Origin of the sequence: Paenibacillus sp. EKM301P (assembly GCF_011800295.1) — a bacterium.
Lineage (GTDB): Bacteria > Bacillota > Bacilli > Paenibacillales > Paenibacillaceae > Paenibacillus > Paenibacillus polymyxa.
In genome coordinates, this window is record NZ_JAALFM010000001.1 from 586,110 (window position 1) to 597,885 (window position 11,776).

At 40.7% G+C, this 11,776-nt stretch carries 10 protein-coding genes and 1 tRNA gene; 4 read left to right on the top strand and 7 right to left on the bottom strand.

What is annotated here, in order from left to right; genetic code table 11:
* Window positions 1-88 precede the first annotated feature (88 nt).
* Entirely contained in the window at window positions 89-988 is a 900-nt protein-coding gene (locus tag HFD99_RS02680) for a carbohydrate ABC transporter permease (protein WP_016821518.1), read from the top strand.
* Here HFD99_RS02680 and HFD99_RS02685 read toward each other — a convergent pair.
* Entirely contained in the window at window positions 985-3,246 is a 2,262-nt protein-coding gene (locus HFD99_RS02685) for a helix-turn-helix transcriptional regulator (RefSeq protein ID WP_167440800.1), read from the bottom strand. The two genes, HFD99_RS02680 and HFD99_RS02685, sit on opposite strands and share 4 nt — an antisense overlap.
* A gap of 165 nt (window positions 3,247-3,411) precedes the next feature.
* On the opposite strand from HFD99_RS02685, the gene HFD99_RS02690 reads away from it, so the two are divergent.
* From HFD99_RS02690 to HFD99_RS02700, 3 genes are all read left to right on the top strand, one after another.
* On the top strand, window positions 3,412-4,908 hold the full coding sequence (locus HFD99_RS02690; protein ID WP_123797383.1) for a GDSL-type esterase/lipase family protein: 1,497 nt from the start codon (window positions 3,412-3,414) through the stop codon (window positions 4,906-4,908).
* A 286-nt stretch (window positions 4,909-5,194) separates the two neighbouring features.
* Window positions 5,195-5,527: a hypothetical protein gene (locus HFD99_RS02695; RefSeq protein ID WP_123797384.1), complete on the top strand. Its 333-nt coding sequence runs from the start codon at window positions 5,195-5,197 to the stop codon at window positions 5,525-5,527.
* 429 nt (window positions 5,528-5,956) lie between these two features.
* Window positions 5,957-6,511 (top strand): hypothetical protein, encoded by a 555-nt coding sequence (locus HFD99_RS02700; RefSeq protein WP_123797385.1) that lies wholly within the window; start codon window positions 5,957-5,959, stop codon window positions 6,509-6,511.
* Window positions 6,512-6,582: 71 nt separating this feature from the next.
* Here the strand turns inward: HFD99_RS02700 and HFD99_RS25590 are convergent, their stop codons facing one another.
* The 6 genes from HFD99_RS25590 to pyrF all read right to left on the bottom strand — a co-directional run bounded on the left by HFD99_RS25590 (window position 6,583) and on the right by pyrF (window position 11,773).
* Complete coding sequence (locus HFD99_RS25590) at window positions 6,583-7,530, bottom strand: hypothetical protein (protein ID WP_238797207.1); 948 nt, start codon at window positions 7,528-7,530, stop codon at window positions 6,583-6,585.
* 183 nt (window positions 7,531-7,713) lie between these two features.
* Window positions 7,714-8,778 (bottom strand): fibronectin type III domain-containing protein, encoded by a 1,065-nt coding sequence (locus HFD99_RS02710; protein ID WP_123797386.1) that lies wholly within the window; start codon window positions 8,776-8,778, stop codon window positions 7,714-7,716.
* Between the two features lie 1,050 nt (window positions 8,779-9,828).
* Window positions 9,829-9,902: transfer RNA gene (locus HFD99_RS02715), tRNA-Ile, on the bottom strand.
* A 123-nt stretch (window positions 9,903-10,025) separates the two neighbouring features.
* Window positions 10,026-10,190, bottom strand: coding sequence for a hypothetical protein (locus HFD99_RS02720; protein ID WP_010345444.1), 165 nt, complete (start codon window positions 10,188-10,190; stop codon window positions 10,026-10,028).
* Between the two features lie 150 nt (window positions 10,191-10,340).
* Window positions 10,341-10,982, bottom strand: a complete 642-nt coding sequence (gene pyrE, locus HFD99_RS02725) for an orotate phosphoribosyltransferase (RefSeq protein WP_123797387.1) — start codon at window positions 10,980-10,982, stop codon at window positions 10,341-10,343.
* Window positions 10,979-11,773, bottom strand: a complete 795-nt coding sequence (gene pyrF, locus HFD99_RS02730) for an orotidine-5'-phosphate decarboxylase (protein ID WP_123797388.1) — start codon at window positions 11,771-11,773, stop codon at window positions 10,979-10,981. The genes pyrE and pyrF overlap by 4 nt, the downstream gene beginning before the upstream one ends.
* Between the last annotated feature and the right edge of the window lie 3 nt (window positions 11,774-11,776).

The window sequence follows — 11,776 nt, forward strand, 5'->3', positions numbered from 1 at the left end:
TAGAGAACACCTCAAGATTTGATTATATACGGAATTCTTTCCTCTTGATAAGGTTTACATGTAAACGATTACAAGGAGGTCACCCACATTGGAACAACCATTAATCAAACCAAAATCACGAAAAAAAGAATCTCTGGGCAGTCGTATTTTCAACATTGTAAACAGTACACTCTTGATTCTCATTGCCCTCACTTGTCTCTTGCCTTTTTTGAATATCATCGCCAGCTCATTTGCTTCAACTGAGGAAGTAGTGGCCAAGAAGTTCATTTTATTCCCTGTAACTTTCTCACTGGATGCTTATCGCTATATCCTATCCACTCCAACGATTTTTAGAGGACTTGGGGTTTCAGTCGGAGTAACGATCGTGGGTACAGTTGTAAGTATGATTTTTACCGCTTTTATGGCTTATGGATTATCCCGAAAATATCTGCTTGGCCGCAATACGATTAACTTCATTGTCGTGTTTTCTATGTTGTTTAGCGGGGGGATGATTCCGACATTCCTCGTTGTCAAAAGCATGGGACTGATCAATTCGTATTGGTCCTTGATTCTGCCCGTAGCTATTAATGCATTTAACCTGATTATCATGCGTAACTTTTTTCAGGCATTGCCGGATGATTTGGAGGAATCGGCCAAGATGGACGGGTGCAACGATTTTGGTATCTTCTTTAAAATTATGTTGCCATTAGCCCTGCCTTCTATTGCAACCATTTCTTTATTCTACGCTGTTGCCTACTGGAATACGTATATGCACGCCATTCTCTATATCAATGACTCTGCCAAATGGCCAATTCAAGTCTTACTTCGCCAAATTGTTATCGTCTCCAGTGGTATGCAGGCAGAAGGAACTGCGGTAGATGTCATCCCGCCTGCGCAGACGATTAAGATGGCGGTCATTGTTATAGCGACCGTTCCAATGTTAATCGTGTATCCATTTGTGCAAAAGCACTTTGTCAAAGGAGCCTTGCTGGGGGCGGTTAAAGGTTAATTGGCTTGCTTCATCTTTCGATAAGCCCCTGGTGTAACCTGTTCTTTTTTCCGAAAAGAGCGGATAAAGTTTTGCGAATTATGATATTGAAGCCGCTCGGCGATTTCTTTAATCGTCATATCTGTCTCAACGAGCCATTTCTTGCTCATTTGCAGGCGATAGCCCATCAGATATTCACTAAACGTCGTTCCGTATTCTTTTTTGAAAATACTGCTTAAATAATTTGGATTGTAATGCAGTCGATCTCCAATGAGTTCTAATGATAATTCCTGGTCATATTCAGCACGGATAATCGCCGCAATTTTCTCAGAGAGACAGCGGAATTGCTGGTTGGTCTTCTCCTTCATGCTTTTTACCATGGGGAAAATAACCTGTTCTAACAGCATGCGTTCTATCTCCTCCGGGTTACGGATATCCAGCAAACGGTGATACAAGGCATGATTGTCTTGCGTTAGCAGTACTTCAATCCCTAATAGCTGCTCTAATTGGATGAGGTTATTGACAAAGCGTACCAGCAGCACTTCAAAGTTCATGGAATGGTTGTTCTTTGTCATCATTTCCGCCAACAAAGAGTGCACGGTATGATATACCTGCTCTTCATCTCCTATGCGGATGGCATCAAACAGTTTGGATTCCAATTCCGCAGGATAATGCAGCAGCACCGGACCTGAAATGACCATGGAAATATCCTCATAAAAAATAATCGACTCTTTACCTAGGTTTAAACGGTGATGCAATGCTTGCTTGCTCATCTCACAAGCTTCTTTACTTTCTAATAAGTTATCATACGCTGTGCTAATACCGATGCTGATGGATACATTCAAATACTCTTTTACACTCTGAATCAAAAGGGTCGCATGATCCAGCACTTGCTTTCTCATTTCCTGTGCACTCTTACCTGCCAAAATTAATATGGTAGCCTGGGTGTTATCGTTCAAAATGATGGGAAGCATACGCTGCTGCTCAGGAATCGTTTCTTCTACGATTTTGTTAATAGCCAGCAGTAAAACATCTTTATCCGAAGGTTCTCGATCTCCCAGATTATCCAGTTGAACCAACAAGGTAATATACACTTGATTCTCGATCTGCGGGTAGCCCAAGCGTGGCATTTTTCGTGCCAATTCCTCTGCGGAAACACGTTTGCGAAACAGGTTGAGAATCAATTGCGTTTCCAACTGTGGCATTTCGGACTGAATGAGACTTTCCAAGCTTTCCTTCTCTGTTACAATGTTGTCGATGGAATTAATAATCCACTCAATTTCATTTTTAGAAGGTTCATTTTTGAAAGCGAAATTGGGATTTTTCGGTAAGCTGCGTTTTATTTGCTGGAATGGCTTGGTAAAGTAAATGGCAATGATGTATGCCACCACCACCATTAAAAGCGTTAATACAAGGCCCATCATGATAATCCCAAATTTGGTCGTTTGAAACGCGTTTGCAATCTCTTTTTTATCTAATACCGTTAAGTAAGTCCAATTGTTGTAAGCAGATTTAGCATAAATGATTTGCCGCGCTGGCTGATGCTCCGTTTTCTCCAATGTCAGCATGCCTGTGTTGTTTGATTTAGCAGTAACCTCTGAAATGTGCTGAAGCTGCTGAGTAGACAATAAGGGAGTAGCAGGCTCAGTTTCGTACATTAAGTCGCCTTTTTTATTCAAAATAAACACAGGCATATGATCCTCTGTTTGAATGGTATGGCTTAACGTCTGCGACGAAATATCAGATAGCGCGATGGCCTGTTTCTTTTTGGAAAACACAGGCAAGGTATTCACAAAACGGATTCCTTTATCTGTTTTAATCCAGAATAGTCCCTTATCCTGGTGGTCGATATAGGTACTAATCAGCTTTTCTCGTTCCGTTTTCGTCAAATAAGACAGGCTTCCATTGGAGATTCTCCAATTCTGATTTAGACTTATTAGTGAATACTCGGTTCCTTCTAATCCCATCGTAGCAATATAATTGAGCTGGGTATTTACATTCCGATACGCTACAAAATCTTTTTCTGTAATGGGATTTTTGACAACTTCATTAAAGGAACTGGTCGTGCTATACGTATTAAAAGCGTATTCAATGGTTTGGATTTTCTGTTCCAGGCTATTTCTGATCTGCGCCATGTAGCTTTGCTTGGTATTGGAAACTCTCTCCACAACGGAGCTAATTGTTGTAAAATAGATATAGCTGCCAAAGCTGGCCACCAATCCTATTCCCAAAACCAGAATCGTAATAAAAATAGTGTAGAACATTCTTCCTTTTTTCATTGCGCTCCCCCTTTGGTTCTTGGTATCACACCAAATTATAGCGCTTTCATAACAAGGTTTAAATCATTTTTTTCACGTGTGCATTATTTTTTACATCCGTATCATTCCAATTTAAGTTGATTTTATTTGGTTTGCGGCAGTTAAAAAGAAATTTGGAGGTCTCTTATGTTACATGTCGTTAGTTCTAAAGAACAGATTGTAAAAGAAGAATTTCCGTTAGACACTTCCTTTCTCTCCCTCTATCCCGTAGTGGCTCGTGAAGCTCGTCCTTTTGTATTGGTGTTACCTGGCGGTGGCTACGAGCATTTGGCCTCACATGAAGGAGAGCCGATCGCCCGGTGGTTAAATGATCTAGGTATTCATGCGGGTGTGCTGGAGTATCAGGTCGGGGATTTCGAGATTACCTCCTTGCTGGAGGATGTAGAACATGCCCTGCAATGGATTCGCCAAACACCGCATGACTGGCTAGTGATCCCTGATCAAGTGGGTCTCATCGGTTTTTCAGCAGGCGGTCACCTGGCCTCCATTGTCTCCACGATCGGAGCGGAAAAACCAAATCTTCTGATGTTGGGATACCCTGTCATTTCATTTCATGATCCTTATACGCATCTTGGAAGCCGTACGCACTTTTTAGGGGAACAGCCGACCCTGGAGCAGCTTCAAGCCTTTTCATCCGATCGGCAAGTGACTGCACAGACACCTCCGACTTTTATGTGGACAACGGCCAATGATGGCGCTGTACCGGTAGAAAATAGCCTGTTGTTCGCTTTCTCATTATCCAGAGAGCGTATTCCGTTTGAACTGCATGTATTTGAGGAAGGACGACACGGCTTGGGACTATCCGAGGACAACCTTGAATGCAGACAATGGCTCGACCTGGCGGAAACATGGCTACAAAAACATGGATATGCGCAGGCAAGACAACAGATGACAACTCGACTGTTTATCGCAGGGGACTCTACTGCAGCCCAAAAAGGGGCAACCGAAAAACCGATGACAGGCTGGGGCGAACATTTGCAAGCTCATTTGGACTCTACTGTTCATGTGGATAATCGTGCCGTCAACGGACGAAGCACCAAATCTTTTATAGCAGAAGGGCGATTAGCTGATATTGAAAAAGATATTCAAGCTGGCGATTATTTGTTTATTCAATTTGGACATAACGACGAGAAAAAAGAAGACCCTGCACGCTACACCGATCCTGATGGAGAGTACCGTCTAAACTTAATTCAATACATTCAGTCCGCTCGGGAACGTGGCGGAATTCCAGTGCTGTTAACCTCTGTAAGCCGCCGCCGCTTTACCGCAAACGGTGAACCTGATCCGCTGGCCGTAGGAGCCTATCCCGCTGCCATGAGACAAGTAGCCAAGGAAACTCAGACACCGTTGCTCGATATTTTCGAAGCATCACAGCAGCTTTATCGTTCCATGGGCGAAAAAGAGTCCCAGCTTCTATTTATGCATTTGCCTGAAAAAACGCACCCTAATTACCCAGCTGGTGTAGCCGATAATACCCATTTTTCTGACGAAGGCGCAAGGAAGATCGCCCAGTTGGTGGCGGAAGCGATTCGTCAAAATACGGAGCTGTCTGCATTAAAACAACGCATGGTCGAAAGAAATCTAGATAGTAGCAAGAAGCTTGCACATCAACTTGTCAACTGATATCAAGTGCCATACATGCACATACGAAAAACGGATCTCGGACGAATCACTCCGACGTCCGTTTTTATTTTGTTATGCAAAGATGGCCCAGCTATAGAGAATAGCTCAAAAATACAGTATATTAAATGAGTTTCTTTAATTGTCATATTTTAATTATTTTGTATCTTATAAGACTATAGAATCGTTTCATTGTATTATTTTTACAATATTTATCGAATGAAGTGAAAGCAACCATTTTACATGGTATATTTTAGGAGCTCATATCATACATAAGGAGGATTTTTTTATGAATACTAAGAAAATATTATTATCAACAGCTATGTCTTTGGGACTCATTGGGAGTATTATTGTCCCTAGTGCGTCCGCAGCAGTAGGCCCTTCTCCAGAAATTACACCCGTTGTACAAGTAAACGGAGTATCCTACAGAACGGCTACGTTGCAAAGTAATTATTCTTATGCGTTGTCAAATTACCCTGGAGATACTTATAAAGTGGCGAGCGGAAATGTCACTGTTTCTGCTTCCGGTGTGGTAACCACCACTACTGCAACGAATGCAAGAGTTGAGATTTACGCCGGTAACGGTAAATTGAGAATGGTGTATACCATTAAGGTAAACTAGGAAAAACGGACGGGCTGAGGTTACCTCTCCTGATTGCTACTCAATGTCCCGTTCTTTGAACTTTAAAAGATCACTGGTGCTTCCCATGACCAGCGATCTTTTTTTATTTCCACTTATGATATTTGGCCCACTCTTTAGCAGTCTCTTGATAACTCATTTGTTTGTTCCATAAAGTATGGTTGATTTCCCAATCATGCATGGCTTACTGATACGTTTCAAGAATTCTAAAGTCTAATACATACGCATAAAAAACACCTGAATGACTTTTACCAGCAGGATATCAACCATACTTTTGAAAGTATAATTCATCTGGTCTATTCTGTAATTATTAATAGAAAAATTTCCTTAGGTCTGATAGACTACTATAAAACATGATTTTCTTTCAAAAAAAATCTGATCAGCTAACAATCTAAAATTGAGGAGATTTCTATGAGAACCGCTATTTTCCAGTTAATATTCATTACCTTATTTCTATTATCTTCAAACTGGGCTTTTGCTTCTTCCGATCCCAAAGCCCAGTTTAACCAAAGGTACCCTAATGAAAAAATCGCTTTAATTAAAACAGAAGATATCAATTCTGATAAGAAAACAGAAAGTTTTATTCTAACGAAATCAGGAAAATTTTATCTTATAAATTCAAAAGGTATAATAGTATTTATACAAGATGAAATATATTCGGATGAGTCTTTTGAAGAACCTAATATTCAAATATTTTCACCTGCTAAAAACGAAAAACACGTAGCTGTAACTTATAATTATGCCCCATCAAATACAAAATTGTATATCTACAAACTGGAAGATGGGACATTGAAACAAAAACTGTCTATTATGGGGGATTTAGAAGTTCGCATAGAATCAGATGGTGAGGTATTAGAATTTTGGAAGAATTACCGCCCGGTTGTAGGTGGATGGGATTTAGCACTTGCAACATACAAATGGGATGCTAAATATGGTAAGTATAGAGGCAATGGACAATTACCTTGAGTTATATCAACTGCCAGTCATTTTAATTAAACACAAAAAATACCCTGCCACTATAAGCAGGGTATTTTATTTTATTTAGAGTATTCACTTACTTCAAACGTTAGGATACGATCATACAGCATATAATCCTTTCGGCTGCTGAATGGGCCTTTATTGTTATCATGCTTATTAATAGCATATAAAGCAGATCCTGAACCAGCCTGTTTGCCTTTATACCAAGCAATAAAGTCATTTACCTCTTTCATGCTTAGGTCAAATTCCTTTTCTAAACCAGTTGTCATGGTGACTACCAGGATGGCACGGTTACCAGAAGGTTGTTCTGGATCTGGTTGAGACGGATTTTCTGTACCTGGATCAGGCTGAGACGGATTTTCTGTACCTGGATCAGGCTGAGACGGATTACCTGTACCTGGATCAGGCTGAGACGGATTACCTGTACCTGGATCAGGCTGAGACGGATTACCTGTACCTGGGTCAGGCTGAGACGGATTACCTGTACCTGGATCAGTTGAGTAACCAAATACATTGAATTCATGAATTGTATAAGGGTGTCCATTTTCATGAGTGAAAATAATATAGGAAACCTTTTTAGCTTGAACATCCAAAGAAACTTCAGTTGGAACTTGGTAACCTAATCTAGTAGAGTAAACTTTGCTTCCATCTGAATTGAAGACTTGAAGTAAAGTAGTTGCGCCAGTCGTCTGGTAATCTAGGCGAATTTGAGAGACATCAGTTGGAGTATCAAACTTATAATAGACTCGTTGTCCACTTATCGTTTCTCCAGTATCCATGTTATTGTCAGTCAAATTATTAGTAATCCTTGCTATTCCTGTATTTCGTAAATTCATTATAGATATTGATTTGTTATCTAGTAAGCCCCCTTGATATATATTGGCATTAGCCTGTACATTGTTAGGCGAAAGCAAAACTAAAAAATAAAGCAGAGCTAAAGTTCCACAAAATATCCTAACCGCACAGCTTTTTATAAGACCTTTTTCCTTATTCACCATTGCTGTCATCCATTTTCATCCTCTATAAGATTTATAATACATCAATCACATGAAATCATATCTAAAACACATAAAAAAGACTTCCTAATATACAATATGCACCAAATGAAGACCCTTCTCTATATCCACTCATTCAAACAATTTAGAGTATATAAGATTCGAGCCAACCAACACAGGTTAGCGAGGATTTTTCTATTTAGAGTATTCACTTACCTCAAACGTCAGGATGCGATCATACAACATATAATTATTACGACTGCTGAATGGCCCTTTATTGTTGTCATGTTTATTAATAGCATATGAAGCCGATCCAGTTCCTGCTTGTTTTCCTTCATACCAGGCAATAAAGTCATTTACCTCTTTTATACTCAGGTCAAATTCTTTCTCCAAACCAGTTGTCAAGGTAACCATCAGAATTGCACGATTGCCTGTTGGTTGCTCAGGGACTGTTTGCCCATCTCCTTCTGGAGTTGCAGATGCTTCATTAGAGTATTTGGAGTCCACACCATTTACTTTAGCACTCACAATAAAGTAGTATTTTATTCCATTGGTTAGGCTCGGAATAACGAAGTTGCCATATGCATCTTTTGTTGCTGTTACCGTTTCAGTGTATTTGCCTGATTCTGTTCCATATTTTACTGTATAGTTTTCTGAGTCTTTAATCTGATTCCACTTCAATGTAACCTGACTATTCCCTGCCTCGGCATTTAGATTAATTTGTGAAACATTGTAATCAATGAGCTTTCCATCAGAGTCTATATCTATAGCATCAAATCGGTAATCGTAAACGACATAGTTTTCTGACGGAGTCTCAGTCCAAATTTTAACGACGTGTACACCTTTTTTTAGACCTATTTTCTCATAAGCTAAGCGTTGGTGCGACCAAGACTCTCTATACGCAGTAAAGTATTCTACATTACCATCTATGCTAATCCCTACTTTTTTAGTATATGAATCTGACATATTGATAATTAGTCTAATTTTTGTTCCATCGAATTTAAAATTAATAGTACTTGGCTTATTATGAGCAGCTCCTAACACTGTCTTGTTATAGTCTTCTGCATCCTCTATTTTAACCATGTCATTACCATAAATTAATTCTGGTGATCGATCGTCATACCGAGTCCATCCAGGTTCAGGTGTATCCAAGCGTTCTCCAACTTTTGCTGCAAAGACGCTCATGTTAGAAAAGAGAATCGATGCAAAGAAAAATATACCTGCAACAACACCTATTTTTTTAAAAGAAATCCATTTCATTTTATAATCCCCCCAGTGATCTATTGAACAGATACTAAGGTAATATATTCCTAAAATTATGTCTAAACATACATTTACTGATTTATAAATATAATACATATATTCTCATATATATTTTTTATTGGATATAAAATTAGATTTCTACCCGCTACTAAACTGATTAGTCCTTTGCCTTATCTCACCATGAATCTTACCTTTGCGTCATCAGCATACTATTTAATTAACTTCAAGGGAGCGTTGATCCCAATCTGCCTAAGAACTAAACTGCCTTATTGCTTCTTTAGTAGTGATAAGAATGAAATCTTATTAGAAACCGAAATACCCCAGTTTATATGTTGCTTTGGGAGTCAAGTTCTTAACAACTGAAATCATAAATATGTTTCTCAAATCATGAATAAAATCCGTTTAATTCCTCTGCGGAAGATTGCAAAGCGAATTCAACATAACTACTAATCTCGACGATCTAAGTAAGTTATTAATAAATGTGGAAGATCAATTGAAAATCACCTTACTTGAAGCCATAAGCATTATGTAAAATACCATCGTGAACATACCTTTAAGATTTTTTGTGTATTATAAAATTATATATGAGGTGTTGGCGATGAAATCAGTTACGACAGTCTTTATTCACAACGATGGCGAATACTTAATCACCAGACGAATCCCGATTAAAAACTAGCTGATACAAGTGGGAGTTTCCTAGAGGAAAGTGATTCAATGAAACACTTGGAGAATCTGTTAATTCATATGGTGATGGTTCATTAAAATTAATTGCATTTTGGGCTACATGGATATCTGGTGAAATTCAATTAATAGATCATGATCAATTACGTTGGGTCAACAAAGAAACAATACTCCAATATGATTTCTTACCTGCAGATTTACCATTTGTGAAACAGCTTAGTAGAGGCGATAAACCTCGAAAATAAATTCATGATATCAAATACGTTAGCAAATTATAATCGCTCCCTTATAAATGCTACTTCCCTCCATTTTTTCACCCTCTACAAACAACAAAAAACCCTTGCTTAGCAAGGGTTTTTGAGGAAATGGGCCCTGAGGGACTCGAACCCCCGACCAATCGGTTATGAGCCGACCGCTCTAACCAACTGAGCTAAGGGCCCTCAAAAAAACATGTATATTCACGCTACATATTCGTAACAGCAACGTTAATTAATATACAACATTTTCTTGTGTTTCGTCAATAGTTTTTAGAAATTTTCTTTTTAAAAATTATTTTTGTAAACCTATGGAATAAATCGGACACCATAACGACCTTTGCGCGAGCGGTACACCTCCACTGCGCGGGGATCATTGTAGCCGTACATCCAGCCGTCGTGCTCCAGCCTTTTTGCCAAACATCCTGCCTGAAATTTAGTCGTGTACAGTCTGCCATAGTAAACCCAATACATCCGAACTCCCTCTTTTCACATGTATAGTAGGAGTTAGTGTAACCGGATCGAATTCGATTTACACAGCTTGATTTCTAACAATCTGCACTGGATGTCAGTGAGTCTGTGGCGCACTACTTATTGGCTCCGTTGTCTCTCTAATACTCAGCCTTATTTGCCAAAAGAAGCTGGGTCCTGACGCCAGGAACGCAGCAGTTCCATTTCTTCCTCCTGAATGGTTCCTTCACGCAAGGCAACCTCCATCAAGGCGGTGTAATTGGACAAGGTTTGCAGCTTCACACCTGCTTCTTCAAAAGCTTGAGTAGCTTTGTCCAGCTGGTAGCTGAAAATAGCCAGTACAGCTAACGGCTGAGCGCCTGCTTGCTCTACGGCCTGTGCTGCTTTAATGGAGCTTCCCCCGGTAGAGATGAGGTCTTCGATAACCACAACCTTTTGTCCGGCGCTGATGCGGCCTTCGATTTGATTCTCTTTCCCGTGTCCTTTAGCTTTGTCTCTGACATAAGCCATTGGCAGATTTAGCTTTTGTGCCACCCAGGCGGCATGAGGAATTCCTGCTGTGGCTGTACCAGCAATGACCTCGGTTTCAGGGTATTGTTCACGGATGAGAGCCGCAAAAGAATCTGCGATTAGTTCACGCACCTCTGGGTAAGACATGGTCAGGCGATTGTCACAGTAGATAGGGGATTTAATACCGGATGTCCATGTGAAAGGCTGCTGTGGACGCAATGCCACTGCCTGAATGCGTAACAGATGGGATGCAATTTGCTCTGGGATATTGTTTAATGTAGTCATACTTGTATCATCTCCTCAATAATATGTTTCGCTGCGGCGCGTGGGTCTGGTGCCGCCGTGATCGGCCGTCCAACGACGATATAGCTGCTGCCCTGGGCAATGGCTTTTCCGGGTGTAAGCACACGCGACTGATCACCTGTAGCACTGCCTGCCGGGCGTATGCCAGGAGTTATGGTTTTAAAGTCCGCTCCACATACCGCACGAATCGCAGGCACTTCTAATGGGGATGCGACCACACCGTCCAGTCCAGCCTCACGCGTCAATTGTGCATAACGAACGACAGCATCCTGCACCGTGCCCGGAATGCCTAACTCCGTATTCATAGTCGTTTGATCCGTGCTGGTCAGCTGTGTAACTGCAATAATGAGCGGCATGGCAAGTGAGCTGTCTGCGGAAATCGCTGCTTCAGCTCCGGCTCTGGCGGCCGACATCATACTGCGGCCTCCAGCAGCGTGTACGTTAAACATATCCACCCCTAGACGGGTAATGCTCTCTGCCCCTCCCCGTACCGTGTTAGGGATATCGTGCATTTTCAAATCCAGAAATACGGAGTATCCTCTTGATTTTAATTGTTCTACAAAAGCTGGCCCTGCGCTATAAAACAGCTGCATCCCCACTTTTATATAACAAGGAATTCCCTCCAGCTGCCGAATTAACTGCTCTGCTTGTTGTGCATCCGGGTAATCTAGCGCAACCATCAGCCGTCCTGCCATCTGCTGAAATGCTTCGTTCACCGTTCTACCGCCCCTTTTCACATCAATTCGGGTATATTTGCCCGTGATAAAGGACATCCG

Excerpts from the sequence above, each read along its gene's own strand:
- HFD99_RS02685 (WP_167440800.1), bottom strand. The coding sequence starts at position 3,246 with ATGAAAAAAGGAAGAATGTTCTACACTATTTTTATTACGATTCTGGTT.
- HFD99_RS02690 (WP_123797383.1), top strand. The coding sequence starts at position 3,412 with ATGTTACATGTCGTTAGTTCTAAAGAACAGATTGTAAAAGAAGAATTT.
- HFD99_RS02695 (WP_123797384.1), top strand. The coding sequence starts at position 5,195 with ATGAATACTAAGAAAATATTATTATCAACAGCTATGTCTTTGGGACTC.
- HFD99_RS02700 (WP_123797385.1), top strand. The coding sequence starts at position 5,957 with ATGAGAACCGCTATTTTCCAGTTAATATTCATTACCTTATTTCTATTA.
- HFD99_RS25590 (WP_238797207.1), bottom strand. The coding sequence starts at position 7,530 with ATGACAGCAATGGTGAATAAGGAAAAAGGTCTTATAAAAAGCTGTGCG.
- HFD99_RS02710 (WP_123797386.1), bottom strand. The coding sequence starts at position 8,778 with ATGAAATGGATTTCTTTTAAAAAAATAGGTGTTGTTGCAGGTATATTT.
- HFD99_RS02720 (WP_010345444.1), bottom strand. The coding sequence starts at position 10,190 with ATGTATTGGGTTTACTATGGCAGACTGTACACGACTAAATTTCAGGCA.
- pyrE (WP_123797387.1), bottom strand. The coding sequence starts at position 10,982 with ATGACTACATTAAACAATATCCCAGAGCAAATTGCATCCCATCTGTTA.
- pyrF (WP_123797388.1), bottom strand. The coding sequence starts at position 11,773 with ATGTCCTTTATCACGGGCAAATATACCCGAATTGATGTGAAAAGGGGC.